Here is a 26062-nt window from a genome sequence, read left to right as displayed (position 1 = left end):
AACCGCCTGCCATCGCCGAGACACTCTGCAAATGGCGGCGCTAAGGGTAAAATAGCGTCTGGACCGCGCGTTCCCCTCCCTGGCAAAATCTTGCCATACCGATGCAATGTGAAACCGAGAAGAAAAATCTGTGCGTCTGCACGGCTGCGCATCCGCCAGCGACGGCTTGCAAGGGGCGACAGGCTTTGTCAGGCAGTCCGCGCGTGCTTTATTCATGGGGCCTAAATAGCCCCCCACCTAGGAATCGACTATGTTACGACTCAACGAAGTAAAACTCCCCCTCGAACACGACGAAGCGGCCCTGCCCGCCGCCATCCTGGCCCGCCTTGGCATCGATGCCGGCGACCTGCTGGGCTTTACCGTCTTCAAACGCAGCTATGACGCGCGCAAGCGCAGCGCCGTGGTGCTGATTTACTCGCTGCATGTCGAGCTCAGGAACGAAGCGGCCGTGCTGGCGCGCCTGCAGCACGATGTGCACCTGATGCCGGCGCCCGACACCGACTACAAATTCGTCGCCGGCGGCGAACAGCTGGCCGGCCACAGCAATCAGCCGCGCCCCATCGTCATCGGCACGGGCCCCTGCGGCCTGTTCGTGGCGCTGATCCTGGCGCAGATGGGCTTGCGGCCCATCATCCTCGAGCGCGGCAAGCAGGTGCGCGAACGCACGGTCGACACCTTCGGCTTCTGGCGCAAGCGCGAACTGAATCCGGAATCGAACGTGCAATTCGGCGAAGGCGGCGCCGGCACCTTTTCGGACGGCAAGCTGTACAGCCAGATCAAGGATCCCAAGCACTACGGCCGCAAGGTCCTGACGGAATTCGTCAAGGCCGGCGCGCCCGAAGAAATCATGTATGTGAGCAAGCCGCATATCGGCACCTTCCGCCTGGTCAAGATGGTGGAAGAAATGCGCGCGAATATCGAGCAGCTGGGCGGCGAATACCGCTTCAGCAGCAAAGTGGTCGATATCGACATCGTGCCAGGCAGCGATGGCGGCCAGGTGCGCGGCGTGGTGCTGGACAATGGAGAAACCATCGCCAGCAACCACGTGGTGCTGGCCATCGGCCACAGCGCGCGCGATACCTTCGAGATGCTGCACCGCCGCGGCGTGTACATCGAGGCGAAGCCGTTCTCGATCGGTTTCCGCGTCGAACACCCGCAGTCGCTGATCGACAGCTGCCGCTTCGGCCCCAGCGCCGGCCACCCGATTCTGGGCGCGGCAGACTACAAGCTCGTGCATCACGCCAGCAATGGCCGTTCCGTCTACAGCTTCTGCATGTGCCCGGGCGGCACCGTGGTGGCAGCCGCCTCGGAGCCGGGCCGCCTGGTGACGAACGGCATGAGCCAGTATTCGCGCAATGAACGCAACGCCAACAGCGCCATCGTCGTCGGCATCACGCCGGCCGACTATCCGGGCGACCCGCTGGCCGGCATCGCCCTGCAGCGCGAGCTGGAAGAACGCGCGTTTGCCCTGGGCGGCGGCAACTACGATGCGCCGGGCCAACTGGTGGGCGACTTCGTCGCCGGGCGCGCCTCGACGGAATTCGGCAGCGTGGTGCCGTCGTACAAGCCGGCCGTGCACCTGACGGACCTGGCGCCGTCCCTGCCCGAGTATGCGATCACGGCCCTGCGCGAAGCGTTTCCTGCGTTCAACAAGCAGATCAAGGGCTATTACAAGGCCGACGCCGTGCTGACGGGCGTGGAAACGCGCACCTCGTCGCCGATCCGCATCAAGCGCCGCGACGACGACCTGCAGAGCCTGAATACGCGCGGCCTGTTCCCCGCCGGCGAAGGCGCCGGCTATGCGGGCGGCATCCTGTCGGCCGCCGTCGATGGCATCAAGGTGGCCGAAGCCGTGGCCTTGTCGATCGCCGCCGCTTAAAGCGCTGGCAAGAGCAGATCAGGCGGCCAGCGGCAGCCTGATCTGTATATGGCAGCCCGGCGTGCTGTCGATGGCGCACACCTGGCCGCCCAGTTGCTGCACGATCGTGTAGACGATGTGCATGCCCAGGCCGGAGCCACCCTGGCCCCGCTTGGTGGTGAAAAACGGTTCGAACATGTGCTCGCGCACGGCGGGCGCCAGGCCGATGCCGTCGTCGGAAAACTCCAGCAGCAGCCATGGCAAGGCGGCAACCTCCTCGTCCACCTCAATGCGCGCGCGTATCGTGATCTGCCCCGGCCCGCCTTGCGGGTAGCCGTGGCGGGCGCTGTTCATCAGCAGATTCGAGAGGATTTGCGACAGCTTGCCGGCCGCCAGGCGCACCTGGCAGTCGGGCGCGATGTCGAGCTCCACGCGCAGGGCCGCCTTGCGCAGTTCCGGGCTGTGCGCCGACACCAGGCCGTGCACATAGTCATGCAGGGCCAGGTCGGCCACGTATTCGCTGACCTGGTCCACGGCCAGCTGCTTGAAATTACCGATCAGGTCGGCCGCGCGCGCCAGGTTGCGCTCGATCAAGGCGGCCGCGCCCTTCAGCGCTTCGGCGATGTCGATCAGCTCGGCGCGGCTGACCTTGGCGCCACCGAGCAGCTGCACCAGCTGGTCGGCATAGCTGCCCATGCTCGACGCCGCCGTCAGCGCCACGCCGACGGGTGTGTTGACTTCATGCGAAACGCCCGCCACCAGCGAACCGAGCGCCGCCATCTGTTCCTGCTCGATCAGGTTGGCCTGCGCCGTCAGCAGCGATTCCGTGCGCTGGCGTACGATTTCTTCCAGCTGCTGCGTGCGCTCCTGGTGCTGCAGCTCGGCCGCGCTGCGGGCCGAGAAGATCGACAGCAGCAGCAGGGCCAGCAAACGCTTGTTTTCATCGATGGGACGCGTGTCGATGGCCGACAGGATGCCCAGGGTCTTGCCCTCGGTATCGATGAGCGGCATGCCGACATAGCTTTCCGCATGCATGTCGACCAGCAGGCTATCGAATGGAAAGCGACGCTGGATGTCGCTGCCGTGAAAACACATGCTCTGGCAGGTGACGTCCTGGCAAGGCGTGTGCTGCAGGCTGTATTCGATGTTCGGCTGGTAGTCGTTGCCGCCCCACAGGGCCAGGGTGCGGATGCCTTCGCTGCCATCCGCCATGCGGATCAGGCGGCCGGCGATCACGTACTGCACGTCGAGCGCCTCGGCCAGGTCCTTGACGAGGATGCGCAGGAAGTCGTCGCCCCGGGCGCGCGCCGTCGAGGCGGTGATCGAGCGCAGGGCCGCCTCCGCCAGGGTGCGCCGCTGCTCGGGATCGAACAGGGGTTCTTGCGAATTCACATCAAACAGCGGAATACTCATGAATGCTCCTGCGCAGCACGGAAAGCGCAGGCAAACCTGCCGGCGCGGCGACTCTCAGCCATTGGCCCGGGCGAGCGGACCTGCCGCGATTGTACCCCCGGATATTGTCCAATAATACAGATTTGCAGGAATTTTTTATAGCCAGCCGGATCGCTTGAACAAGTAATACATATAACCGCAGACACAGCTCATCACTCCCACGGCCGCAGGATAGCCGTAATGCCAGTCCAGTTCCGGCATGAACTTGAAGTTCATGCCCCAGATGCCGGCAAACGCGGTAAACACGGCGAAAATAGCCGCCCAGGCCGCCAACTGCTTGTTCACTTCGCTCTCGTCGATGGCCACCATCGACAGATTCACCTGGATCGCCGTGCTGATCGTATCGCGGATGGTGTCGAGCGTGCCATTGATGCGCGCCAGGTGGTCGTGCACGTCGCGGAAATATTCCTGCGTATCGTGGCACAGCGGCGGCACGCGGCCGCCATGCAGCTTGCCCACCGCTTCCATCAGGGGCGCCACCACGTGGCGCAAGACCATCACCTTGCGCTTCAACTGGTACAGCCGTTCGATATTGTCGCGCTCGGTGCCGCGGTCGAAGATGCGGTCCTCGATCAATTCCAGCTCCGACTCGAGCGCGTCGAGCACGGGAAAGTAGCGGTCGACGACGGCATCCATCAGCGCATACAGGACGAAAGCGGAGCCCTGGCGCAGCAGATGCGGTTCGCGCTCGGCGCGCGCGCGCACGCCGAGGAAGCCTTGCGAGCTGTTGCTGCGCGACGAGAGCACGTAGTTGGCGCCAACGAAAATGTCGACTTCGCCCAGCACCAGCTCGTCGCCCACCATTTCCACGGTTTTCACGACGGCAAACAGGGAGTCGCCATATTCCTCGATCTTCGGGCGCTGGTGGCCGCGCTGCGCGTCTTCCACCGCCAGTTCGTGCAGGCAAAACTCGTGCTGCATCTGCTTCAGCTCGTCGGGCGTGGCGTCGAGCAGGGCGACCCAGACGAAGCAATCGGGGCGCTCCACGTAATCGCTGATATCGTCGATCGGCAAGTCGGCCAGTTTTTTGCCATCCTGGTAGGCCACGCAGTTAATCAGCATACAGTTCCACAATGAAAGTTAAGACCGGACGAAACCATCCGGCAGGCGCCAGCTTACCCTATCGTCCGCTTTGATTGTGCATTGTGGCGCGCAACAGACGCCGGGGAAGGAAGGCGGACGGAGCGGGCTCCCCTTGCGGGCGCCCCGCGGCTCCGTCCGGCAGGTGGCTCAATCGTCCTTGGCGCCGTCGATGCCCAGTTCCGAGATCTTGCGCGTGATGGTGTTGCGGCCGATGCCCAGGCGCACGGCGGCGTCGTTCTTGCGCCCATGCGTATGCTTGAGCGCCGTCTTGATCAGGGCCGACTCGAATTGCCGTCCCAGCACGGCCATGACCTCCTGCTGCCCCGCGCCCAGCATGCCGGCCGCCTGCAGTTCCAGCAAGCCGATCCAGCCCGGCGGCGCGCCATTGGCGGGCGCGGCGGCCTCGAACACCTGGCCGCCATGCGCATGGGCCACGGCCGGTGCCGCGCCTTCGCCCGAGACGACGCTGGCGGCGCCATCGCCCTGCCCCTGCGTCAATTCCAGCGGCAAGTCCTTGATTTCCACCGTCTGGCCCGGCGCCATGACGGTGATCCAGTTGCACAGGTTTTCCAGCTGGCGCACATTGCCGGGCAAATCTAGGCCGCTGAGAAACTGCATGGTCGGTTCGCTCATGCGTTTGGCTTCCACGCCCAGCTGGCGCGCGCTTTGCACCAGGAAGTGGCGCACCAGGATGGGGATATCCTCGCGCCGCTCCCTCAAACTGGGCAGGCGCAGGCGGATCACGTTCAGGCGGTGATACAAGTCTTCGCGGAACAGGCCGTCGCGCACGCGCTGCTCGAGGTTCTGGTGCGTGGCCGTGATCACGCGCACATTGGCTTTCATGGGCTGGTGCCCGCCGACGCGATAGAAATGGCCGTCGGACAGCACGCGCAAGAGCCGCGTCTGCAGGTCGAACGGCATGTCGCCGATCTCGTCGAGGAACAGGGTGCCGTTCTCGGCTTGCTCGAAGCGGCCCCGGCGGGTCGTCTGCGCGCCCGTAAAGGCGCCCCGTTCATGGCCGAACAGTTCCGATTCCAGCAAGTCCTTGGGAATCGCCGCCGTGTTGAGGGCGATGAAGGGCTGCGCCGCGCGCGGACTGTGCTTGTGCAGCGCGCGCGCCACCAGTTCCTTGCCGGAACCGGATTCGCCCGTGATGAGTACCGTCACGTTCGATTGCGACAGGCGGCCGATGGCGCGGAAGACTTCCTGCATGGCCGGCGCCTGGCCGAGGATTTCCGGCGTTTCCGACGGCCCCGATTCGACGCTCGTCTCGCGCAGGCTCTCTTCCAGCGCGCGGCGGATCAGTTCGACGGCCTTGTCGATGTCGAAGGGCTTGGCCAGGTATTCGAAGGCGCCGCCCTGGAAGGCCGCGACGGCCGAATCGAGGTCGGAAAAGGCCGTGATGATGATGACAGGCAAGCCGGGAAAGCGCGACTTGACCGTCTGCAGCAATTCCAGGCCGGACGCGCCCGGCATGCGGATGTCGGACACGAGCACTTGCGGCGTGTCCAGTTCCAGCGCGGCGATGGCGTCACGCGCATTGGCAAAACTCTTGGTGGCGAGATTTTCCCGCGCCAGGGCTTTTTCCAGCACCCAGCGGATTGATTCGTCGTCGTCAACTATCCAGATTGGCTTCATTAGTGTGTGCGTCCCGCAATGGATTTCATGGGTGGGATACGCCCCCGCTTATGGCAAGGGCAGAACGATCCTGAAATCGGTGTATCCAGGCCGGCTTTCGCACTCGATCACGCCCAGGTGCTGCTGCACGAAGGTTTGCGCCAAGGTCAGTCCCAAACCGCTGCCGCCTTCCCTGCCCGACACCAGCGGGTAGAAAATCCGGTCGCGGATCTGGGGTGCGATGCCCGGTCCATTGTCAATGATATGCAAGTCTAATGCCAGGTTGTAGCGGACCTTGGCCAGGGTCACCTGGCGCGCCACGCGCGTCTTGAAAATCAGTTCCGCATCGCCCGCCTCGATGCGCTCGGCCAGCGCCTGCGCCGCGTTGTGCGCGATGTTGAGCACGGTCTGTATCAATTGTTCCTTGTCGCCGCGGAACTCGGGGATCGAGGCGTCGTAATCGCGCGAAATGGTCAGGCCGCTGGGAAACTCGGCCAGGATCAGGCTGCGCACGCGCTCGCACACTTCGTGGATATTCACGTCGCCCACGATGTGCGGGCGGCGGTGCGGCGCCAGCAGGCGGTCGACCAGGGTCTGCAGGCGGTCCGCTTCCTTGATGATGACCTGCGTGTATTCGCGCAGCTCGCTCAGGTGCAGGGCCGGCAATTCCAGCTCCAGCAGCTGCGCCGCGCCGCGGATGCCGCCCAGCGGGTTCTTGATTTCATGCGCCAGGTTGCGGATCAGCTCCTTGTTGACCTGGCTCTGGTCGAGGATGCGTTCCTCGCGGTCGAGTTTGAGTTGCTGCACGTTTTCGCGCAGCTCGATCAGCACGCTGTCGGGCGGCGCGTCGAGCGCACTGATGATGCTGTGCACGCGCAGCGGTTCGCGCCCCAGGCGTTCCAGGCTCAAGTCCTGGCGCAAGTCGGAAAACTTGTGCTCGAGCGCCTGCGCGCAGATGCCGGCCAGCTCGTCCGGATTGAGGAACAGGGCCGTCAGCTTTTGCCGCGACAGGGCTTTCAGCGAGCTTTCCAGCAAGTTTTCCGCCGCTGCGTTGGCATAGCCGATGCGGCCGTCGCCGTCGAGTAGGATCACGGCTGACGCGAGCAGATCGAGGCCGGCCAGGTGGGCCGGGCGGCTGGAGTGGGTCTCTGTAGTCATCGTCTCGTCATCGGATATTCGCGATCTCGCGTTTCAGGGCCTCGACGTTCTGCTGTGTCCGGCTAATGTTGTCCTTCAGTTGCGCCACCCGCTCCTGGTACTTGGCATAGTTGCGCTCATTGCCCTGGCGTTCCGGCTGGCCCTGGTTGAATTCCAGGCGCTGCGCCGCCAGTTTCTGCTCTTCGCTGCGTAATTCATCCTGCAAGATCTGGCGCCGGTCCAGGTCGCGCGCGCGCTGCTCGGCGCCATCGACCCGGGGAAACGCGCCGGCGGCGGGCGCCGGCGTGCCTGCCGCCTGGATGCCGGGCCGCGCGGGCGCGCCCGACAGGGGCGGCGTCTTGCGCGCCGGCGGCGCCGTGATGGCGCCCGGTAAATCGAGCAGCTGGCAACTGGCGTTGCGCCGCATATCCGTCAATTCCTTGTGGCCCTGGGCATCCGTGCACAGGAAAATCTGCCCATGCGCCTGGGCCGCGGCGCCCAGCAATCCGGCCATCAACGCCATTCTGTAATGCTTAGTCAATCTCTACTCCTGTCAGCTTGCATCGCATCGATGCTGGGCTGAATATACAACATCACACTGGCGCGCCGGATAAAAAAACGCGGGCAAGACCATCGCCTCACCCGCGTTTTTTATTCACTACCGGCAAGTTGCCGGCATGGCGCCATTACAGCGAGTAGTACATGTCGAACTCGGCAGGATGCGTGGTCATGCGCATGCGCTGTACGTCCTGCATTTTCAGTTCCAGGTAGGCATCGATCATCGAATCGCTGAAGACACCGCCACGGGTCAGGAACTCGCGGTCCTTGTCCAGGGCTTCCAGCGCTTCTTCCAGCGAGGCGCAAACGGTAGGGATCAGTGCATCTTCCTCTGGCGGCAGATGGTACAGATCTTTCGATGCGGCTTCGCCCGGATGGATCTTGTTGGCAACGCCGTCCAGGCCAGCCATCAGCAGTGCGGCGAAGCACAGGTACGGGTTTGCCAGTGGATCCGGGAAACGCGCTTCCACGCGGCGGCCTTTTGGATTGGCCACGTGCGGGATGCGGATCGAGGCGGAACGGTTTTTCGCCGAGTACGCCAGTTTCACCGGTGCTTCGTAGCCTGGTACCAGGCGCTTGTACGAGTTGGTGCCCGGATTGGTGATCGCGTTCAGTGCCTTGGCGTGCTTGATGATGCCGCCGATGTAGTACAGGGCGAAATCGGACAGGCCGGCATAGCCGTCGCCGGCGAACAAGTTCTTGCCATCTTTCCATACGGACTGATGCACGTGCATGCCCGAGCCGTTGTCGCCAACGATAGGTTTCGGCATGAAGGTGGCGGTCTTGCCATAGCTGTGCGCCACGTTCCACACCACGTATTTCAGGTTTTGCGTCCAGTCGGCGCGCTCGACCAGGGTCGAGAACTTGGTGCCGATTTCATTCTGGCCCGCGCCGGCGACTTCGTGATGATGTACCTCAACCGGGATGCCCAGCGATTCCAGGATCAGGCACATTTCCGAACGCATGTCCTGGAAGCTGTCCACTGGCGGCACGGGGAAGTAGCCGCCCTTGACGGTAGGACGGTGGCCGCTGTTGCCGCCTTCGATGTCCTTGCCGGTCGACCACGAACCTTCGTCCGAACCGATCTTGACGAAGCAGCCCGACATGTCGATCTTCCAGCGCACGCTGTCGAAGATGAAGAATTCCGGCTCAGGGCCGAAGTAGGCGGTGTCGCCCATGCCCGACGATTTCAGGTAGGCTTCGGCGCGTTTCGCGATCGAGCGCGGGTCGCGGTCGTAGCCCTTGCCGTCCGACGGTTCGATCACGTCGCACTGCATGAACAGCGTCGTTTCTTCCATGAACGGGTCGATATTGGCGGTGTTTGGATCCGGCAGCAAGATCATGTCGGACGCTTCAATGCCTTTCCAGCCAGCGATCGAGGAGCCGTCGAAGGCATGGCCCGATTCGAATTTGTCCATGTCGAAGTGCGACACGGGAACCGTCACGTGCTGCTCTTTACCACGGGTATCGGCAAAGCGGAAATCAACGAATTTGACTTCGTTCTCTTCTACCATCTTCAAGACTTCTGCGGCTGTCATTGCCATGCGTATCTCCTAAATGAATGTGGGGTGAGCCGACCTTAATGCGTCCGGGCTGATGAAGCGAAGCAAACATTGCGTGCCACCAAAACTCATAGGGATCATAGCAGATTCCATGCCAGCTCCAGGAGCTCCTGGGTGTCGGCGGCAAAATCGCTGTCATCCCAGTGAAAGTTTTCATGGCGGCGATTTCCACGCAAGGACAGCCGTACATCAGGAATGCACTATACAAGTGCGAAAAACGAATAACGCACCATTATCGTGCATTTCCTCGCTTTTTTGAGAAAATGCCTCTTTATGGTGCGACGCGCATGCACCGCGTATTCCCGTTTGCGGGGCGCCGGTGGCGCACTATAATCGTTCATACCATTCCACCTTCATCGAGGACGCCATGACCACCGCCGCCGACATCCTGAGCACCGCCCGCAGCCGCGCCAATGAGGGTACGCCGTACGCCGGCGCCGTGACGCCGCAGGAAGCGTATGAATTGCTGCAACTCGATGCCAGCGTCAAGCTGATCGACGTGCGCACCAATGCCGAGCGCGACTGGGTCGGCCGGGTCGACATCGCCGACACCCAGCATGGTGCGGTGCAATGGGCCACTTATCCGGGCGGCGTGCCCAATCCCGACTTTCTCGCGCAACTGGCTGCCCAGGCCGGCAAGGACGAAGTGCTGCTGTTCCTGTGCCGCTCCGGCGTGCGCTCGCGCCATGCGGCCAAGCTGGCCACCGAACACGGCTATGCGAATTGCTTCGACATCCTCGAAGGCTTCGAGGGCGACAAGGATGCCGACGGCCACCGCAAACAGATCGGCGGCTGGTGCAAGGCGGGCTTGCCGTGGCTGGGCGCCTGAGGTTTTAACGGTGCGGCTATTGCTCGGGCCTGACGGCGCGCTCCGGCGCTAAGCAGGAAATGCCCGCATCCAACGTTCAGGCCGGCTCGCCCGCCTCCGCCACAGCGGTCGGATGCTCGCCCATCAGGGTTTGAATCCGCTTGCGCACGAAATTGATGTGGCTGCGCAAGCCGTACAGGCCGTCCGCAAACGACAGCGGGATCGAAATCTGGTTGACCATTTCCTCGATCTGGTCGAGCCGCTTCAATTGCTCCGCATACACTGCAGCACGCCTATCTTCCGGCACGTCTTCCAGCGCCTGCTCGACCGTGCGCAGCTGTCCATACCAGCGGTACACGCGCGAGCGGATGCGCCACACGTACAGCGGCGGCACGACGCGCGACAGGGGCAGGATCAGCGCGCCCAGCGCCACCACCAGCACCCACATGCGGTCGAAGAAATTGGCCAGCCAGAAACTCATATAGCGCTGCAGCACGGGCGCGCCATCCTTGTAGAATTTCAGCGCTTCCGGCGCCACGGGAATTTCCGTGTAGCGCGCGGACGGGAACTGCCCCTGCTGCTGGAACCAGCCCGTGCCGCCGTGGATGCCGGCCGCCGCCTGCACGAACAGGTCGATCAGGGCCGGATGCAAGTCTTCGCGCGCCACCAGCGTGGCGGTCGGCGCGATCAGGTGATAATCCTGCGCGGGAATGTTCTGCCCCAGGTCGACGATGCCACGCGGCAAGATGACATGGGTCAGGAAGGGCAGGCGCCGCGTGTAGGCCTCGGCTTGCGAAAAATCAAACAGCTTGATGCCCGGCGTTTGCAGCAGCATCTGGATCAGCGGCGCTTCCGGCGCCGAGCTGAACACGAGGCCGTCGATGCGCCCTTCCAGCAGCTCCACCGTGGCGGGCGTGTTTTGCAGGTCGCTTACCGTCAGCTCCGTTGCTTCTACACCATTTACGGACAGCAATTGACGGAACAGGCTGGGCACGCCCGTGCCTTCCGGCCCCAGGTTGATCTTCATGCCTTTCAGTTGCGTCAGCTCCGTGACGGCCTTGTCTTCGCGCATGAACAGCCACACGGGTTCCGTAAACAGGCTGCCCAGCGAAATCAAACCATGCCGTTCGGCATCGGCGTGCTCCGTCGAGCCGCTTTGCACGAAGGCGATATCGGTCTTGCCGCTATTTAAGCGCTGCAGGTTTTCCTGCGAGCCCAGCGATGGCTGCAGGGTCACCTTGATGCCGTGCTTGGCCAGGGTGGCCGCGTATTTCTTGCCGAATTCTTCGTAGGCGCTATTGTCCTGCCCCGTCGACAGGCTGACCTGGCGCGGCGGCGCCGGGTCGACCAGCCAGTACGCCAGCGCGCAGACGGCGCCGATCAGCAGCAGGGTGGGGCCGGCGGTGGCGAGGAAATCGCGCACGGAAAAGCGGCTGAACGCGAGGATTTTGGACATGTGGTGGCGCATAGGTTTCATGGGTGGCTACGATGCCAAGAAAACCGCAACTATGCAAGGCATCTCTCGCGCGCAGCGTGGCCAATTCGGCTACAGTGCTGGATCAACCACTTGCCCCGGGAGCCCTGCATGCTGAAAATTCTTGGAAAAGCCGCCTCGATCAACGTCCGCAAAGTCCTGTGGACGTGCGAGGAACTCGATCTGCCGTACGAACGCGAAGACTGGGGCAGCGGCTTTCGCGCCACCGACGACCCCGCCTTCCTGGCCCTGAACCCGAACGCCATGGTGCCCGTGCTGCTCGATGGCGACCTGGTGCTATGGGAATCGAACACGATTTGCCGCTACCTGTGCGCACAGGCGGGCCGCGACGACTTGTTGCCAAGCAGCCCACGTGCCCGCGCGGAAGTGGAAAAATGGATGGATTGGCAGATGGGCGATTTGAACAACAGCTGGCGCTACGCCTTCATGTCGCTGGTGCGCCACAGCCCGGCGCACCAGGATGCCGCGCAACTGGCGGCCGGTATTGCCGGATGGAACAAGATGATGGGCATCCTCGAGCAGCAGCTGCAGCGCACGGGCGCCTTCGTGTGCGGCGAAGCGTTTACCGTGGCCGATATCGTGCTGGGCCTGTCCGTCAAGCGCTGGCTGATGGCGCCGCTGCAGCGTCCCGACTACCGCGCCATCGCCGCCTATCATGCGCGCCTGGCGGACAAGACCGCCGTGTTTGCCGGCTAATCGAGTTCCACTGCCTCGACCGTGCCGCCGATGACATAGCAATCGCCATCGCGGCGCACCTCGTCCAAGGTGGCCGGATCGTCGTGCGCATACGTGCCGTCGACATCGACGCACCACCGGTCGCCAAAGCGCAGCAGCTTCACGCCGCAGCAGATGCGGTTGATGAAGTTGCCGGGCGTCTTCAGCGCCACTTCCTCCACCTCGCCCACCGTGATGGCCACCCGGCGCCAGACATTGCCTTCCAGCACATGATTTCTCGCGTGCAAGACGATACGCACGGACAGCACGCCGCGAGGCTGATACCGCTGCTCGATCGATACCAGCGAGCCATCGTCGAAACGGTGGTATTGCTCAAAAATCTGTTGCGTCCTGTCCATCGTTCCTTTCTTCTCCACAAAAAAAACCGGCCTGTCGAGGCCGGCTTTCATCATACAAGCGCGCCCGCTTAATTGGTGCACTGCCTGGCCACGCCTTCGGCCGGCGCGGGCGGCTCGATCAGCGGCATCAGGCTCGGCGCCAGCGAGACGAGCAACTGTACCGGCAAGGCGCTGGTGAAATCGTAGTTCTTCGATTCCGGCCCCCGCACATAAGCCGTCATGCTGCCATAGAAGCGTTCGCCGATATTGAAGACGAACGTGGCCGAGCGGTTCACATAGCGCGACTCGATCAGCCGGCCACCGGCGCCATACACGTCGAAACGCTGGTCGCCCGTCCCCGTCTTGCCGCCCATCGGGATGGGCACGCCGTCGGCGCCGACGAATGCCGTCTTCGCCCGCTTCGCCGTGCCGTCCGACACCACTTCGCGGATGGCCTTGGCCACGGCGCGCGCCACGTCCGGCGACAGCACTTGCTCCGCCTCCACCTTGCTGCCCCGCTGGAACTTGGTGTCGTACGGCGTATTGGCGGCGAAATGCATGGAATCGATGCGCACGCTCGGCTTGCGCACGCCATCGTTGATGATGATGCCCATCAACTCGGCCAGCGCGGCGGGCCGGTCGGCCGAGGCGCCCAGGGTCGTCGCGTACGACGGCACGAGCGAGTCGAACGGATAGCCCATCTTCTTCCACTGGCGGTGGATTTCGAGGAACCCTTCCACTTCCAGCAAATTGGCGATGCGGCGGTCCTGCGCATGCTTGCGGTGCGTATTGAACAGCCATTTGTACACTTCCTGGCGCTCCTTCTCGCTGGCCGCCACCATCTGCGACAGGGTGGAACCCTCGTGCTGGCGCAGGTACGCCACCATCCACAGTTCCAGCGGATGCACATTGGCGAGATAACCGCGGTCGGCCAGCGACCAGTTTTCCATCGCGTACTGCTCGTACATCTTAGCCACGCGCTCGGGCGGCACTTCATTTTGCGATGGCAAGTTGGCGTTGAGGAAATCGCCGAATTCCGCCACGGTGCCCTTCGGATTGATGGTGCGGAAGATATTCGCCAGGCGCACGGGGGTCGGGCGTATGCTGGCCAGCAAGATCTTTTCCTGCTCGTCGACGCTCTTGCCACGGTATTTCTGATAGAAGCGGTGCAGGAATTCGCGCCCTTCCTTGTCGGCAAAACGGCTCAGGTACTGCGCGCGGCGCGGATCGTCGGCGTCCGCCAGCAAGGAGGCGGACGAATCGGGACGCGAAAACATGTAGTAACGGGCCACGTCGCGCATCAGGCGCACGAACACCAGGTTGGTCGACTGGCGCAGCGCCTGCTGCAAGGTCATGATGCGGCTGTCGTCGAGCTTGGAGAAGTTGCCGAAATGGTGCAAGCCGCCGCCCGTGAAGAAGCCTTCGCCCGGGTTGCCCGAATACTTGCGTTCCATGGCGGCCGCCAGCATGGCCGGCAGCTTGCGCGCCTCGCCGAGCGGCAATGGTTTCAAATAGGCAATCGCCCATTGCGACAGCATGTCCTTCGGATCGACGGCGATCTTGCCCAGCTCGGCGGCGCCCATGCCGCTGTAGCGCTGGTGCAACTGGTCGATGATGTCCAGGTAGGTCACCAGCGTGCGCAGCTTGGCCGTGGAGCCGAGGTCGAGCTTGGCGCCCTCGTTGATGTCGAGCGGCTGGTCATAGTTGTCGGTCTGCACGCGCAGCAGGTTGGCCTGCTCGCCCTTTTGCAGCAGGGTAAAGCTGTACACGACATTGGCCGGGTCGCCATTGCCCAGCATGCCCTTGCCCGTCAGGCCGGCCGCTTTCGCCACTTCCGGGTCGCGCAGCTCGCGCAAGACCTTGGTGACGGCGTTTTGCGCCTGCGCGTCAAGCGTGCTGACCACTTTCAGGTCAAGACGGTCGAGGTTGTACAAGCGCGGATCGCCGAGCATGCCGGCCAGGTGGTTGCGCACGGCATTCGAGGCCTTGCGCGTGACGAACGAGGTCGACGCTTCCGACTGCACGCCCGATGCCGTCGATGGACGCAGGCGCTCGGCGATGGCGGCATCGCGCAGCTGCGGCGAGATCACGCCCGCCTGCGCCAGCAGGCGCAGATGGCTGTTCGTCAATTCTTCCAGGTCGGCGCCGCCGGCCACCAGATAGTGCGAGGGACGGCGCTGCGCGATCAGCAGGCTCAGCGCCTGCTTGTAGGCGAGCGCGCTGCCCGGCTGGTCCATATTGCCCTTGAGCAAAGTCTTGACCTCGGCGAACGGGCGGCCATACCAGACCCACATGCCGTCGCCAATGCCGTTGACTTCGCCAAAGCCGCTTTTCGCCGACAGCGGCACGGTATTGAGGTAATTGACGACGATCTTGCGCCGCGCTTCCATGGTGTTTTCGCCATCCTGGTACGAACGCAGGCTGGCCGAAATCATCTGCAGCAGCTTGTCCTGCATGGAACTGGTGCGGCCGTCTTCCGAATGCCGGTATTTTTCGATCTGCGTGGCCAGGGTGCTGCCGCCGCCGCTGCGGTGGCCGCCAAACAGGTTCAGCGCCTTGTCGAGGACAGCCTTGCTCAGGCGGTCCCACTCCACGGCCGGGTTGCGCTCGGGCGTGCCCGGGTCGAGCAATTCGCGGTTTTCGATGAACAGCAGGCTTTGCACGAGCGCCGGCGGCGCCTCGGCGAAGCCGTCGAACATGCGCTCCGGGTAGCTGGCGGCAAACAGGGGCGCGGCGCGGCAATCGAGGATGGACAGGCCGGCGCGGTTTTTCTCGTGGTAGGTGGCAAAGATGCCGCGATCGACCAGCTGCACCATCTTCGGCGACATGCGCGCCTGCGCCGTGATTTCATAATCGCGCGCGTTGAGCTTGGTGATGAAGTCCGGCAGGCTGGCATAGCCGAGCCGCTCGTCGTACGGGCCATGCTGCGGGTAGCGGATGGCGTCCGCCGGCGCGGGGCCAGGCTCGACCTTGTACGTCAGCTGGCGGTCCAGGCGCGTGAAGAATTCCGCCTGCAGGGCCGACGTGCGCACTTCGCGCATGACGAACCAGGCCACGCCGGCGATCAACGCCAGCGCAATGATGGCAAAGATGGGCCAGATGCGCGAACGGCGCTTCTTCGGCGGGCTCGCCGGCGGCGGCGCCTCGGCGCCCGCGTCGGGCAGTGTATCGGCTGGGGGCCGCTCTTGCGCGGCCAGGTTGACGCCTGTGTCTTTCATGGGATGCTGGGGTAAGGTTGGGTGTGGACGGCGCGGAAAATGCGGTAGCTGCACCGCACACTCGTGCGGCAATGGCTGCAATCCGCGCAGGGTAAGACCGGGGCCAGCCGTAGCTGGTCACAACGAAGCTTGCTTAACATGATGTCCATACCGATGAATCAAAAATACGCTCTACTGCACAGGCAGGCGGCCCCGCTTCCTGCACGCGACGCCCCTGTTCACCATTCCACCACATCGGCATGAAAACGACTGACGAGCGCACACAAAAATCTTGCTTCATTGAAGATTTTCGCAAAAAAACAACGTCTTGGACTGTACGCTCGCGAACATAGGAGCAAGGCGGGCTGGACGCCAGCGAAAAAGCCGCCGGCGCCGGGCTGGCGGCCGGTCAGATGGTGGTGTATTCCGCCTGCAAGGTATCGAGCGCGGCGCGCATCTCGGCAAAGGCGGCCGCCGCCTGCGCGGGCTCGCCCTTGACGCCCAGTTCGATATGCCGGCGCGTCTGCGCGTCGCCCACGCTGGGCAGGCTGAACACCTTGATCAGCGGAAACTCCGCCTCGAGCCGCACCATCAGCGGCGTCAGCAGCGATTCCGCCGTTTCGTACACGAGCAAGGCGTGTTCCGCGTGCGGTACCTGGTTGAACAGGTGGGCGTAATGCGTATCGAGCACCCACTCGATCATGGGCCAGGACATGATGGGAAAGCCCGGTACAAAGTAATGCTCGCGCACGGCAAAGCCGGCAATCTTGTTGTACGGATTCGGTATCAGTTCGGCGCCCTGGACGAATTCCGCCATTTTCAGGCGATGCAGGTTTTCCGGCGAGTGCAAGTCGGCCGGCACGCCCGCCTCCTCGCCCATTTCCGTGATCCGTTGCTGGATATTGGCCTTGCCCTGCGGATGCAATACCAGCGGCAAGCCCAGCGCGTCGGCGGCGGCCTGGCGCGTGTGGTCGTCCGGCGTGGCGCCGATGCCGCCGAAGCTGAAGACGATGTCGCCGCTGGCAAAGCTGCGCTTGAGCAAGGCGACGAGGCGGGCCGGTTCATCGCCCACGTATTCCGCCCAGCTCAGCTGCAAACCGCGCTGCTTGAGCATTTGCACCACTTTCGGAAAATGCTGGTCCGTGCGCTTGCCCGACAGGATTTCGTCGCCGATGATGATCAATCCGATAGCCATGAAACTTCCTTCTTCGATTCGATAGTGAGGGTCAGGCGTCCGCCGGCGCCACGTCCGTCATGCCGCGCTGGCCCCGCAAACGCGCCAGCGCTTCCAGGCAGTAATACTGGAACCACAGGCCCGTGAAGATAAAGATCAGCACATACAGCCAGATGGCGAACGCCGCCAGGAAGGGGAAAAACACGACGGACATCACGCCGCCCATCCACAGCAGGCCAGGCACGGCGCCGGCCGCGCCGGACACCATGCCGATGGCCAGCAGGGGCCAGCGCTGCTCGCGCATGATGGCGTGGCGCTCGTCCACGCTGGCGTAGTCGGCCATCGCGTCATACGCCATCACCCGGTAGGTCAGCCAGCCCCACAGCACGGCCTGCCCCACCAGCGCGGCCGGTGGAAACGCGTACAGGGGCAGCATGACGAGCCAGGCGACGATGAACAGCAGAAAGGTGGCCAGCGAGGTGCCGACGCTGCCGACCAGGCTGCCGCCATGCTTCTTTTCCAGTTGCGGAAAATGCCGGCCGCCGATATGCCGGCCGATGGCCGGCATGGCGAACAGGCCCATGAAGATCAGGGCCGTCAAGATCATCAGCGGCAACAGCATGAACATGGCGATCAGCGGCACGATGACGGCTTTCAGCACGCCCAGGCCGAACGTGGCCAGCACCTGGCCGCTGGTGCGGAAGAAATCGTACTGCGTGAACAGCGCGTGCAGGCTGTCGATCAGCGGCTGCAGGCCGACATACAGCAAGCCGCCCCACAGGATCAGCGACAGGATGAACGGCGCGACACTCAGCAGCAATATCCTGCCGTGCAATTGCGACAGCAAGGCACGGCCATACGAGTTCAGCACATTACGCATCAACGGCGTCCTTTTCGTTTCAATCTTGCAAATTCCACCATGCGGCGCAGGCCCAGCCACTGCTGTTGCCAGAAGCCGCGTCCATAGTTGCGTCCCGGCCGGCCCACGCCATTGCCGTCGATGCGGGCCAGCTGGTCGCGCACGCCCGTGCGCGCATAGCCTGCCGAAAAATTCGCGGTGCCCAGCAGCATATCCCAAATCGGCAAGACCACGCCGAAGTTGCAGCCGCCCATGCTGCCCTTGCCTTTCGACTCATGCCCCACGCCGATCGCATGGTGCGTGCGGTGAAAACGCGGCGAAATCAAGAGCCGCTCGCCGATGCGGCCGAAGTGTATCCTCACATTTGCATGCTGCAAGCTTTGCAAGATGCGCGAAATCGAGACCAGCAGCACATATTGTCCCGGCGGCACGCCGATACCGAGCGCCACCAGGGCCATGACCACGTCGCGCAAAAAGTCATCGAGCAGGTGGTTGCGGTCATCGCTCCACAAGTTCATGTTTTGCTGGCTGTGATGCAGGCTGTGCAAACCCCACCACCAGCCGAAATGGTGCGAGGCCCGGTGGTAGCAATAGTCGACGAAGTCGATGATCACAAAATAAATGATAAAACTGAGCAAGGGGCTGATGCCGGGCAACAGCGACTCCAGGTTCAAGGGATGGATATTGTCGAAGCGCAAAGCCCCGGCCAATGCATCCATCAGCGGGTCGAGCGTGAAGAAAACCAGCACGGAAAACAGGCCGATGCGGTGCAGCACGGTATAGATGAAATCGTTCCAGCGGGCGCGCGGATCCGTCATCTTTTGCGCGGGTATCAGCGCTTCGAGCGGGCGCAACACGAGAAACAGCAGCAGCAGTTCGCACAGGCCGATCAGCAGCCATTCCGTGCCTTCGAACGCCTCTTCCGTGAATTCGCCAAAGCCCAGGTGGTACACGAGCGGATTGACGACCGTCTGGAACAGCCAGCCCTGCGCCGCGCCAAAGGCATCGACCACCGTGTCGACGGCGGGCTGCAGGAGGGACGCGATGTCGGCGGCCATCATGGCTGCCCCTTCTTCTGCGCGTAATCGGGATGCTCGCGCAGGGTGGCAAAACAGAAACCCTTGTCCTGCAAGCCTTTGACCAGGGCATCGAGGTTGGCCGGCGCCCACGCATCCTTGCGCGACCAGATGCCCATGTGCGAGATGAAGATATCGCCGCTGCGCAGGTTCGCCAGCGCTTTCTTGAGCAGCATGGCGTTTGGATACTTATCGCTGGGCAATTCATCGCCCGAGTACCCTGCTGGGGCCCAGCCCGCATGCCGGTAACCGCAGGCGCTGCCTGCCGCCAGCGTGCGCGGCGACGTATAGCCGCCCGGCGCGCGCCAGAACGGGTCGAGCTTGTGCCCGGTCAGCTCCTGGAAACGCGTATCGACACGGCGTAATTCCTCGCAGAATTGCTTGTCGGTGAAGGACGCGAGCTTGCCGCCCTCCTTGCCGAACTGGGGCTTGACCTGGATCAAACCGTTGGCCAGATCCTTCTTCCAGTACACGTGGTCAAACGTATGCGTGCCGAACGCATGGCCTTCGGCCACGCGGTCCTTCCAGTATGACGCCCAAGAGGCATCAAGCGAATAGTCGCCGCGCGTGGTCTTTTCATTGGCCAGGAAAAACGTGGCTTTGATATGGCGTTTATTGAGTACGTCGGCAATCAGCTGCGCTTGCGACTGGCTACCCGTGTCGAACGTCAGGTAGATCGTGCCCTTGCAGGCGGCCGGAGCGGCCGACAGGGCGGGTGTGGCGACGGCGCCAGGCGCGGCAAGCTTGGCAGGCGCAGCGCTGGAAGCGGCAGGCACGGAACTGGCAGCGGCAGTCGCATGCGCGCAAGCGTGCGGCAGCATGGCCGCACACAGCAGCATGGCGGGCGTGACGGCGCGGCGGCTCACGCCAGGAGCCAGGCGGCGCAAAATCAGGTGCGCCATCATCACTTGCGCGGCGAGTGGGTGGCGAAATACACGCCATGGGGCGAGCGGCCCACGGGAATCAGCTTGATCACCTTGCGCGTCGTCAAGTCGATCACGGCCACTTTCTTGATCCAGCGCAAGGTCACCCACATGGTCTTGCCGTCGGGCGTGATTTCCATGCAGTCCGGACCACCCGGCACATTGATGGTGCCCACGTTTTCCAGCGTTTTCTGGTCGATGATATTGATCGTGTTCGATACGCGGTTCGAGACGAACGTCATGCGGTTGTCGCCGAGCGCGCGGAAATTGTGCGTACCGGCGCCGGCCTTGATGCGCTTGACGGTCTTTTGCGTGCGCCAGTCGATCACTTCCACATAGTCGCTGCCCATGATACCGACCAACAAATGTTTGCCATCGGGCGTCATCGTGATGCCGGCCGGCGCGGGGCCGACGGGCATGGTCCATTTCACCGTCTGCGTCTCCAGGTCGATGGCGCTGACCTGGTTGCTGCCCTGCTGGGTAATGAAGGCCATGCGGCTGTCGGCCGTGAACGCCATGTGGCTAGGCAACTTTGGCAGCGGGATGCGCTTGGCCAGGGTCAGGTTCTTGCCATCGTAGCGGTACAGGTCGATGCGGTCCAGGCGCAGCGAATTCGAGATGAACCACTTCTGGTCCGGCGAAAAGCCGATCTGGTAGGGGTCGAGGATGTTGCTGATGCGGCGCTGGATCTGGCCCGACACGGGGTCGAGGAAGATCAGCTCATTGCCGACGGAACTGGCGACGATCAGCGACTTGCCGTCCGGCGTCTCCATCAGGTGATGCGGCTCCTTGCCGACGGCAAAGGTGGACAGGGGCGCATAGGTTTTCTGGTCCAGCAGTTGCACCGTAGCATCACGGGAATTGAGCACCACCACCACTTCGGCTTGCGCCGTAGACATTGCGGAAACCAGGCACAGCGAGGAAAAAAGAAGGCGGCGTAGACTGCGGAACATGGAAGAAATCACTGTTAAATACAAAACATGTATTTTACGTGGAAACACTGTATTTATTGTGTGAAATCCCCCCTTAAATGCTACCGCTGGCAACAAGCGACGGTAATTTCCGGTTTTTCCATTCAACAGGGCCTGGAATGGCGCTTTGCAAGCCATTGCTCTACAATCTGAAGCTTTCATCGCCTACACAAGGATTATCATGACCACCATTACCACCGCTTCCGGCCTGCAATACATCGACACCGTTGTCGGCGAAGGCGCTGAAGCGCAAGCCGGCAACAATGTTGTCGTGCACTACACGGGCTGGCTGCAAAACGACGACGGCAGCGCCGGTGCGAAATTTGACTCGAGCAAGGACCGCAACGACCCGTTCGAGTTTCCGCTGGCCGCTGGCCGCGTGATTCAAGGCTGGGACGAAGGCGTGCAAGGCATGAAAGTGGGCGGCAAGCGCCAGCTGATCATCCCGGCAGCACTGGGCTATGGCGCGCGTGGCGCCGGCGGCGTGATTCCACCGAACGCCACCCTGATTTTCGACGTCGAACTGCTGGGCGTCTAAGCACCGACCAGGCAAGGTTCACATGACCGCGCCAGGCGCCGCCCCTGTTCACTCAGCGGCGGCGCTTTTTTTTGAGTGTGTCCTCTAATGCACGGCGCGCTTTTTTCACTATGATGTCAGGCACTGCAGCACGCACGGTGGCCACTCCGCCAGGCCTGCCGCACTTTCCCAGCGATTCCATCAGCACACAGGAGCCATCATGAGTTTACAAGAGCAATTCGATCAAGCGCAGCTCGATTCCAAGACCCTGTCCGAGCGTCCGGACAATATGACCTTGTTGAAAATCTACGCCTTGTTCAAGCAAGCGTCGATCGGCGACGCCACGGGCGAGCGTCCCGGCATGACCGACTTCGTCAACCGCGCCAAGTTCGACGCCTGGGCGGCCCTGGCCGGCACCTCGAAAGAAGAGGCGCAGCAGCAATACATCGACCTGATCGAAGACTTGAAGGACTGATCGTCCCTCCCCTGCCCCGGCTGACGCCGGGGCAATGTTATGATTTCCGCATGACACCATCACCGCTTTCCCAGATCTCCCTGGCCCACGCCGCCGACCTGCCCCGTCTGTTCGACGTCTGGCACCTGTCCGTGCGCGCCACCCACGATTTCCTTGCCGACAACGATATCGCCTTCCTCAGCCCCTTCGTGCGCGACGAACTGGCTAGGGTCGCCGCCGAAGGCTTGCTGCACGTGCTGCGCGCTGCCGACGATGTCCCTTACGCCTTCCTCTGCGTCGAGCACGCCAAGATCGAGATGCTGTTCGTGCATCCCGATCGGCGCGGCAGCGGCGCCGGCAGCGCGCTGGTCCGGCATGCCATCGCCAGCCTGCAAGCGACGGCCGTCGATGTGAACGAGCACAACACGCAGGCGCATGGCTTTTACCGCCACCTGGGTTTTCTTGAGGCAAGCCGTTCCGAACGCGACCCGTTCGGCAAGCCTTTCCCCATTTTGCACCTGAAACTGGCCGAAACAGGCTAAAAACTCACCAAAAACCACGAAAACAGGCGGTTAACGCAAAGGTGGCTACCGTATCGGTAGCCACTCTTTATGCGGAAATAAACGGCGCTGACTCTTATTGCTTCGCCGCCGCCTGCGCTTGCGCGATCCAGCCGTCGAACGTCTGCTGGTGGAACTTGATCCAGCCGGCCGTGTGGCGCGCGATATCGGCTTGCGTGTTTTCGCCGCGGCGCATGCGCTCGTTCTGCGCATTGATGTCGGCCACCGGCAATTGCATCACTTCGAACAGCTTGGCCGCGGCCGGGTTTTTCTGCGCCCACTCCTTGTTGGCCACGATGCGCGCCGTGTTGACGGCAAAACCGTAATCGCTGCCATCGTCGAGGCGGGTATTCACCTTGTCCGGATTGGCCGAAAACGGCACTTTCAGCCAGATGACATCCTTGCCCGGCACCAGGACGCCGCTGACCCAGTACGGCGTCCACGTGTAGTACAGGATCGGTTCGCCACGCTTGTAGCGGCCTAGGGTGTCGGCGATCAGGGCCGCATAGCTGCCCTGCACGTGGGTCACCGTCTCGCGCAGCTTGTACGCATCCATATGGTTCTCGATCAGCGCTTCGCAGCCCCAGCCCGGGTTGCAACCGGTCAAGTCAGCCTTGCCGTCGCCATCGTGGTCGAACAGCTTGGCCAGGGTCGGGTCGCGCAACTGGTCGATATTCGTGATGTTGTACTTTTCCGCCGTGGCCTTGTCGATCAGATAACCCTGCGCCGCCGGCCCCGCATACTGGCCTGTGCGCAACAGCTTGGCGTCGCCGCCCGCATTGTTATAAAAATCCTTGTGCATCGGGTCCCAGTGCACGGCCATGAAGGTGGCGTCGCCGTTGGCGATGGCGATATGCGCGGTCGGGTATTCCACTTCCTTGATCGGCTGCACTTCGTAGCCGAGCTTTTCCAGGGCCTTGTCGACCAGCATGGTCTGGAAGGTTTCTTCCGCGATCGAACTTTGCAGCGGCTGGACCTTGACGCCCTTGCCCGGCAGCGCATTGGCGGCCACGGCCGGCGTTTGCGCCATGGCCAGGCTGGTGGTCAGGGCCAGGGCGGCAATCGCCAGGGCCGAATACCACTGGAACTTGCGTTGCGATTTTTGCGTTACCTCAAAATGGTCAATTTGATGCATGTGCTTCCTTTCTTATTGTGCGCTGGCCAGCGTCGCTTGCTGGTCAGCATTATTTTTCACGGTATTGCCACGCACCAGGCGCAGCACGCAGCCCACGGGACCCGTCTGGTACCAGTGGCGAACGCCGCGGCGCGGCTGGCCCATCGCCTGCGTCAACCGGTCCAGGGTAATGGCCAGCAGCACGATGCCCAGGCCACCGACCGTCGCCAGGCCCATGTCCAGGCGGCCGATGCCGCGCAGTACCATCTGACCCAGGCCACCGACGGCGATCATCGAGGCGATCACCACCATCGACAGCGACAGCATCAGCGACTGGTTGATGCCGGCCATGATCGATGGCATGGCCAGCGGGAATTGCACGCGGGTCAGCAACTGCCATGGCGAGGCGCCATATGCGCGGGCCGCTTCGATCAGGTCCGGACGCACCTGGCGGATACCGAGGTTGGTCAAACGCACCAGCGGCGGCAGGGCAAAGATGATCGTCACGATCACGCCCGGCGCATTCCCGATACCGAACAGCATCACCACCGGCACCAGGTAAACAAAGGCTGGCGTCGTCTGCATGGCGTCCAGCAAGGGGCGCAGGATGTTTTGCGCGCGGTCGCTGCTGGCAAGGAAAATACCCAACGGCAAGCCGATGGCCAGGCAGAACGCCAGCGACGTCAGCACCAGCGACAGGGTGGTCATGGCTTCCGGCCAGATGCCCAGCATGGACACGAGCAGCAGCGCCAGCACGGTGCCGATGGCCAGGGTACGGCTGGTAAATTGCCACGCCAGCAAGCCGATGATGGCGATCACCGTCAGCGACGGCGCCGCCAGCAGCACGCCTTCCACGCCGGACAGCACGCTGTCGATCGGCGCGCGCACGGCCTGGAAGAAGGGGCGGAAATGCGCGACGACCCAGCCCAGGCCCTGGTTGATCCAGCTTTCCAGCGGCAGCGAGCCGTCGAAAATCTGCGTCAGGTGGAAACCGGCCACATGTTCCGGCTGTACGGCAGGCGCGGCCGCATCGAGCCACGCGGTGCTGGCGTCGGTGGGCGGCGTCAGCGCCCAGGGGTTGATCTGGGCGGCCTGTTCAACAACAGGTTCTACTGTGGAAACGGTGCTTGGGTTCATGCTTATCCTTTCTGTTGTTGTGGCTCGGCAATGGCTGGCGTATCGCGGTCGAGGAACTTCAGCAAGGTAGTCTTGCTGATGGCGCCGCGGAAGCTGCCGTCATTGGCCACCACAGGGACGGCGTAAGGCAGTTGCGCCACCTGGCCGAACAGGCCGGCGACTGGCTCATCTGCATTGATGGTCTGCACGTCGGGCAGGTAGGCATGCGCCAGGCCCAGCGGTCCGACATGGCCGTCGAGCGCATTGCGCAGCGAATCGGCCGAGACGACGCCGAGGAACTTGCGCTGCGGATTGACGACATACGCAAACGCGCGATCCTGCTCTTCCAGCATCGACAGGGCGGCGCGCGAACCGCGGCTCGGCGACTCCGACACCACGATCTGGCTCTTGCGGGCAATATCGCTGGCCTTGAAGACGGCCGCCGCATCGACGCCGCGCACGAAGTTGCGCACGTAATCGTTGGCCGGTTTGCGCAGGATTTCTTCCGGCGTGCCCACTTGCACCACGTGGCCGTCTTTCATGATGGCGACGCGGTCGCCGATGCGCATGGCTTCATCGAGGTCATGCGAAATGAAGACGATGGTGCGGCGCTTGATCTGCTGCAGGCGCAGCAGTTCCGATTGCATTTCCGTACGGATAATCGGATCGAGCGCGGAAAACGCTTCATCCATCAGCAGAATCGATGGATCGCAAGCCAGCGCACGGGCCAGGCCCACGCGCTGCTGCATGCCGCCCGACAATTCATCGGGATAGCTGGCGCCGTAGCCGTCCAGGCCCACCTGCTCCAGCGCTTGCTGGGCCAGCGCATGGCGCTCGGCCTTGGGCATGCCGGCCAGCTCCATGCCGAAGGCGGTGTTGTCGAGTACGGTAATTTGCGGCAGCAGCGCGAACGACTGGAACACCATGCTGATGTCCTTGCGGCGCAGGGCGCGCAGCTGGGCGTCCGGCAAGGTGTTGATGTCGTTGCCGTCGATCATGATACGGCCGGCGGTCGGCTCGATCAGGCGGTTCAGCATGCGCACCAGGGTCGACTTGCCCGAACCGGACAGGCCCATGATGACGAAGATCTCGCCCGCCTCAATGGTAAAGGTGGCGTCGAAGACGCCGATGGTGCAGTCGGTCTTGGCCAGGATATCCTGCTTGCTGGCGCCCTGACGGACGAGTTCAAGCGCTTCTTCTGGCTTGTCGCCGAACACTTTGAACACATGGTCGATAATAATTTGTTTTGCCACGATGTGGTTCTCCCTCGATTTGACGAATGGAATGAAACCCAGCAAGCCTGCTAGCTTGCGGCGGGAATCAGCAAACCCCGTTCCGTCGGCTACGCCACGGCGCACAAGCGCACGGGAGCGACAGGAAAAGGGGGTGACACGCGTGTGACCAGCGGATGGCAAAAGCCGATGCCGGGGTGCCGTATGCGTGCTAAAAGAGGCTGTGGTTCAGGACTTTTAACAACGC

23 protein-coding genes are annotated in these 26062 nt (G+C 62.9%); 6 read left to right on the top strand and 17 right to left on the bottom strand.

What is annotated here, in order from left to right:
* The first annotated feature begins 250 nt into the window (after positions 1 to 250).
* Complete coding sequence (locus O0880_RS19780; protein WP_289888307.1) at positions 251 to 1879, top strand: NAD(P)/FAD-dependent oxidoreductase; 1629 nt, start codon at positions 251 to 253, stop codon at positions 1877 to 1879.
* 18 nt (positions 1880 to 1897) lie between these two features.
* Here O0880_RS19780 and O0880_RS19775 read toward each other — a convergent pair whose 3' ends face one another.
* The 6 genes from O0880_RS19775 to glnA all read right to left on the bottom strand — a co-directional run bounded on the left by O0880_RS19775 (position 1898) and on the right by glnA (position 9249).
* A complete protein-coding gene (locus O0880_RS19775; protein WP_071325149.1) occupies positions 1898 to 3271 on the bottom strand; it encodes an ATP-binding protein in 1374 nt (457 codons plus the stop codon).
* A 135-nt stretch (positions 3272 to 3406) separates the two neighbouring features.
* A complete protein-coding gene (corA, locus tag O0880_RS19770) occupies positions 3407 to 4372 on the bottom strand; it encodes a magnesium/cobalt transporter CorA (protein WP_071325150.1) in 966 nt (321 codons plus the stop codon).
* Between the two features lie 168 nt (positions 4373 to 4540).
* The gene (ntrC, locus tag O0880_RS19765) at positions 4541 to 6031 is read right to left on the bottom strand and encodes a nitrogen regulation protein NR(I) (protein ID WP_289888303.1); all 1491 of its coding nucleotides are present in this window, start codon (positions 6029 to 6031) and stop codon (positions 4541 to 4543) included.
* 48 nt (positions 6032 to 6079) lie between these two features.
* Positions 6080 to 7168, bottom strand: coding sequence for a nitrogen regulation protein NR(II) (gene glnL, locus O0880_RS19760; protein WP_289888302.1), 1089 nt, complete (start codon positions 7166 to 7168; stop codon positions 6080 to 6082).
* A gap of 7 nt (positions 7169 to 7175) precedes the next feature.
* Positions 7176 to 7661, bottom strand: coding sequence for a DUF4124 domain-containing protein (locus O0880_RS19755; protein WP_289888722.1), 486 nt, complete (start codon positions 7659 to 7661; stop codon positions 7176 to 7178).
* A 172-nt stretch (positions 7662 to 7833) separates the two neighbouring features.
* Complete coding sequence (gene glnA, locus O0880_RS19750; RefSeq protein WP_070219258.1) at positions 7834 to 9249, bottom strand: type I glutamate--ammonia ligase; 1416 nt, start codon at positions 9247 to 9249, stop codon at positions 7834 to 7836.
* 385 nt (positions 9250 to 9634) lie between these two features.
* Here glnA and O0880_RS19745 point away from each other — a divergent pair, with 385 nt between their 5' ends.
* The gene (locus tag O0880_RS19745) at positions 9635 to 10096 is read left to right on the top strand and encodes a rhodanese-like domain-containing protein (RefSeq protein ID WP_071326668.1); all 462 of its coding nucleotides are present in this window, start codon (positions 9635 to 9637) and stop codon (positions 10094 to 10096) included.
* A gap of 76 nt (positions 10097 to 10172) precedes the next feature.
* Here the strand turns inward: O0880_RS19745 and O0880_RS19740 are convergent, their stop codons facing one another.
* On the bottom strand, positions 10173 to 11531 hold the full coding sequence (locus tag O0880_RS19740; protein ID WP_289888299.1) for a TAXI family TRAP transporter solute-binding subunit: 1359 nt from the start codon (positions 11529 to 11531) through the stop codon (positions 10173 to 10175).
* Between the two features lie 129 nt (positions 11532 to 11660).
* On the opposite strand from O0880_RS19740, the gene O0880_RS19735 reads away from it, so the two are divergent.
* Complete coding sequence (locus O0880_RS19735; RefSeq protein ID WP_071325153.1) at positions 11661 to 12266, top strand: glutathione S-transferase; 606 nt, start codon at positions 11661 to 11663, stop codon at positions 12264 to 12266.
* Here the strand turns inward: O0880_RS19735 and O0880_RS19730 are convergent.
* The 7 genes from O0880_RS19730 to O0880_RS19700 all read right to left on the bottom strand — a co-directional run bounded on the left by O0880_RS19730 (position 12263) and on the right by O0880_RS19700 (position 20804).
* The gene (locus O0880_RS19730; RefSeq protein ID WP_289888295.1) at positions 12263 to 12643 is read right to left on the bottom strand and encodes a hypothetical protein; all 381 of its coding nucleotides are present in this window, start codon (positions 12641 to 12643) and stop codon (positions 12263 to 12265) included. The two genes, O0880_RS19735 and O0880_RS19730, sit on opposite strands and share 4 nt — an antisense overlap.
* 68 nt (positions 12644 to 12711) lie before the next feature.
* Positions 12712 to 15840, bottom strand: coding sequence for a transglycosylase domain-containing protein (locus O0880_RS19725; protein WP_289888293.1), 3129 nt, complete (start codon positions 15838 to 15840; stop codon positions 12712 to 12714).
* Positions 15841 to 16228: 388 nt separating this feature from the next.
* A complete protein-coding gene (locus tag O0880_RS19720; RefSeq protein WP_289888292.1) occupies positions 16229 to 17014 on the bottom strand; it encodes a molybdopterin-binding protein in 786 nt (261 codons plus the stop codon).
* A 31-nt stretch (positions 17015 to 17045) separates the two neighbouring features.
* The gene (locus tag O0880_RS19715; protein ID WP_071325156.1) at positions 17046 to 17873 is read right to left on the bottom strand and encodes an EI24 domain-containing protein; all 828 of its coding nucleotides are present in this window, start codon (positions 17871 to 17873) and stop codon (positions 17046 to 17048) included.
* Positions 17873 to 18913 carry a sterol desaturase family protein gene (locus O0880_RS19710; protein ID WP_232250960.1) on the bottom strand — a complete coding sequence of 347 codons (1041 nt, stop codon included), beginning with the start codon at positions 18911 to 18913 and terminating at the stop codon, positions 17873 to 17875. The genes O0880_RS19715 and O0880_RS19710 overlap by 1 nt, the downstream gene beginning before the upstream one ends.
* Positions 18910 to 19749 (bottom strand): polysaccharide deacetylase family protein, encoded by an 840-nt coding sequence (locus O0880_RS19705; protein ID WP_289888720.1) that lies wholly within the window; start codon positions 19747 to 19749, stop codon positions 18910 to 18912. The genes O0880_RS19710 and O0880_RS19705 overlap by 4 nt, the downstream gene beginning before the upstream one ends.
* A gap of 83 nt (positions 19750 to 19832) precedes the next feature.
* Entirely contained in the window at positions 19833 to 20804 is a 972-nt protein-coding gene (locus tag O0880_RS19700; protein WP_289888289.1) for a cytochrome D1 domain-containing protein, read from the bottom strand.
* A gap of 199 nt (positions 20805 to 21003) precedes the next feature.
* On the opposite strand from O0880_RS19700, the gene O0880_RS19695 reads away from it, so the two are divergent.
* The 3 genes from O0880_RS19695 (at position 21004) to O0880_RS19685 (ending at position 22335) form a co-directional block, all read left to right on the top strand.
* A complete protein-coding gene (locus O0880_RS19695) occupies positions 21004 to 21360 on the top strand; it encodes an FKBP-type peptidyl-prolyl cis-trans isomerase (RefSeq protein ID WP_071325158.1) in 357 nt (118 codons plus the stop codon).
* Between the two features lie 199 nt (positions 21361 to 21559).
* Positions 21560 to 21814 (top strand): acyl-CoA-binding protein, encoded by a 255-nt coding sequence (locus O0880_RS19690; RefSeq protein WP_289888286.1) that lies wholly within the window; start codon positions 21560 to 21562, stop codon positions 21812 to 21814.
* A 50-nt stretch (positions 21815 to 21864) separates the two neighbouring features.
* Positions 21865 to 22335, top strand: a complete 471-nt coding sequence (locus O0880_RS19685; protein WP_289888283.1) for a GNAT family N-acetyltransferase — start codon at positions 21865 to 21867, stop codon at positions 22333 to 22335.
* Between the two features lie 94 nt (positions 22336 to 22429).
* Here O0880_RS19685 and proX read toward each other — a convergent pair whose 3' ends face one another.
* Genes proX through proV form a run of 3 tightly spaced genes read right to left on the bottom strand, consistent with a single transcriptional unit; the run spans position 22430 to position 25836 of the window.
* Entirely contained in the window at positions 22430 to 23488 is a 1059-nt protein-coding gene (gene proX / locus O0880_RS19680; protein WP_289888282.1) for a glycine betaine/L-proline ABC transporter substrate-binding protein ProX, read from the bottom strand.
* A 12-nt stretch (positions 23489 to 23500) separates the two neighbouring features.
* Entirely contained in the window at positions 23501 to 24604 is a 1104-nt protein-coding gene (gene proW, locus O0880_RS19675) for a glycine betaine/L-proline ABC transporter permease ProW (protein ID WP_289888281.1), read from the bottom strand.
* Between the two features lie 2 nt (positions 24605 to 24606).
* Positions 24607 to 25836 (bottom strand): glycine betaine/L-proline ABC transporter ATP-binding protein ProV, encoded by a 1230-nt coding sequence (proV, locus tag O0880_RS19670; protein WP_289888278.1) that lies wholly within the window; start codon positions 25834 to 25836, stop codon positions 24607 to 24609.
* Positions 25837 to 26062 lie beyond the last annotated feature (226 nt).

It is taken from the genome of Janthinobacterium sp. SUN118 (genome assembly GCF_030397695.1).
In the GTDB taxonomy this organism is placed as follows: Bacteria; Pseudomonadota; Gammaproteobacteria; order Burkholderiales; family Burkholderiaceae_D; genus Janthinobacterium.
The sequence above is the reverse complement of the archived record's forward strand: the minus strand, read 5'-3'. Positions and strand labels throughout refer to the sequence as shown.

What these genes read in the sequence shown, in the direction of transcription:
- O0880_RS19700 (WP_289888289.1), bottom strand. Translation starts at nt 20,804, where the DNA reads ATGTTCCGCAGTCTACGCCGCCTTCTTTTTTCCTCGCTGTGCCTGGTT.
- O0880_RS19705 (WP_289888720.1), bottom strand. Translation starts at nt 19,749, where the DNA reads ATGCTGCCGCACGCTTGCGCGCATGCGACTGCCGCTGCCAGTTCCGTG.
- proX (WP_289888282.1), bottom strand. Translation starts at nt 23,488, where the DNA reads ATGCATCAAATTGACCATTTTGAGGTAACGCAAAAATCGCAACGCAAG.
- corA (WP_071325150.1), bottom strand. Translation starts at nt 4,372, where the DNA reads ATGCTGATTAACTGCGTGGCCTACCAGGATGGCAAAAAACTGGCCGAC.
- O0880_RS19740 (WP_289888299.1), bottom strand. Translation starts at nt 11,531, where the DNA reads ATGTCCAAAATCCTCGCGTTCAGCCGCTTTTCCGTGCGCGATTTCCTC.
- O0880_RS19730 (WP_289888295.1), bottom strand. Translation starts at nt 12,643, where the DNA reads ATGGACAGGACGCAACAGATTTTTGAGCAATACCACCGTTTCGACGAT.
- glnA (WP_070219258.1), bottom strand. Translation starts at nt 9,249, where the DNA reads ATGGCAATGACAGCCGCAGAAGTCTTGAAGATGGTAGAAGAGAACGAA.
- ntrC (WP_289888303.1), bottom strand. Translation starts at nt 6,031, where the DNA reads ATGAAGCCAATCTGGATAGTTGACGACGACGAATCAATCCGCTGGGTG.
- O0880_RS19745 (WP_071326668.1), top strand. Translation starts at nt 9,635, where the DNA reads ATGACCACCGCCGCCGACATCCTGAGCACCGCCCGCAGCCGCGCCAAT.
- proW (WP_289888281.1), bottom strand. Translation starts at nt 24,604, where the DNA reads ATGAACCCAAGCACCGTTTCCACAGTAGAACCTGTTGTTGAACAGGCC.
- O0880_RS19755 (WP_289888722.1), bottom strand. Translation starts at nt 7,661, where the DNA reads ATGGCCGGATTGCTGGGCGCCGCGGCCCAGGCGCATGGGCAGATTTTC.
- O0880_RS19710 (WP_232250960.1), bottom strand. Translation starts at nt 18,913, where the DNA reads ATGATGGCCGCCGACATCGCGTCCCTCCTGCAGCCCGCCGTCGACACG.
- O0880_RS19725 (WP_289888293.1), bottom strand. Translation starts at nt 15,840, where the DNA reads ATGAAAGACACAGGCGTCAACCTGGCCGCGCAAGAGCGGCCCCCAGCC.
- O0880_RS19685 (WP_289888283.1), top strand. Translation starts at nt 21,865, where the DNA reads ATGACACCATCACCGCTTTCCCAGATCTCCCTGGCCCACGCCGCCGAC.
- O0880_RS19775 (WP_071325149.1), bottom strand. Translation starts at nt 3,271, where the DNA reads ATGAGTATTCCGCTGTTTGATGTGAATTCGCAAGAACCCCTGTTCGAT.
- O0880_RS19735 (WP_071325153.1), top strand. Translation starts at nt 11,661, where the DNA reads ATGCTGAAAATTCTTGGAAAAGCCGCCTCGATCAACGTCCGCAAAGTC.
- O0880_RS19715 (WP_071325156.1), bottom strand. Translation starts at nt 17,873, where the DNA reads ATGCGTAATGTGCTGAACTCGTATGGCCGTGCCTTGCTGTCGCAATTG.
- O0880_RS19690 (WP_289888286.1), top strand. Translation starts at nt 21,560, where the DNA reads ATGAGTTTACAAGAGCAATTCGATCAAGCGCAGCTCGATTCCAAGACC.
- glnL (WP_289888302.1), bottom strand. Translation starts at nt 7,168, where the DNA reads ATGACTACAGAGACCCACTCCAGCCGCCCGGCCCACCTGGCCGGCCTC.
- O0880_RS19720 (WP_289888292.1), bottom strand. Translation starts at nt 17,014, where the DNA reads ATGGCTATCGGATTGATCATCATCGGCGACGAAATCCTGTCGGGCAAG.
- O0880_RS19695 (WP_071325158.1), top strand. Translation starts at nt 21,004, where the DNA reads ATGACCACCATTACCACCGCTTCCGGCCTGCAATACATCGACACCGTT.
- O0880_RS19780 (WP_289888307.1), top strand. Translation starts at nt 251, where the DNA reads ATGTTACGACTCAACGAAGTAAAACTCCCCCTCGAACACGACGAAGCG.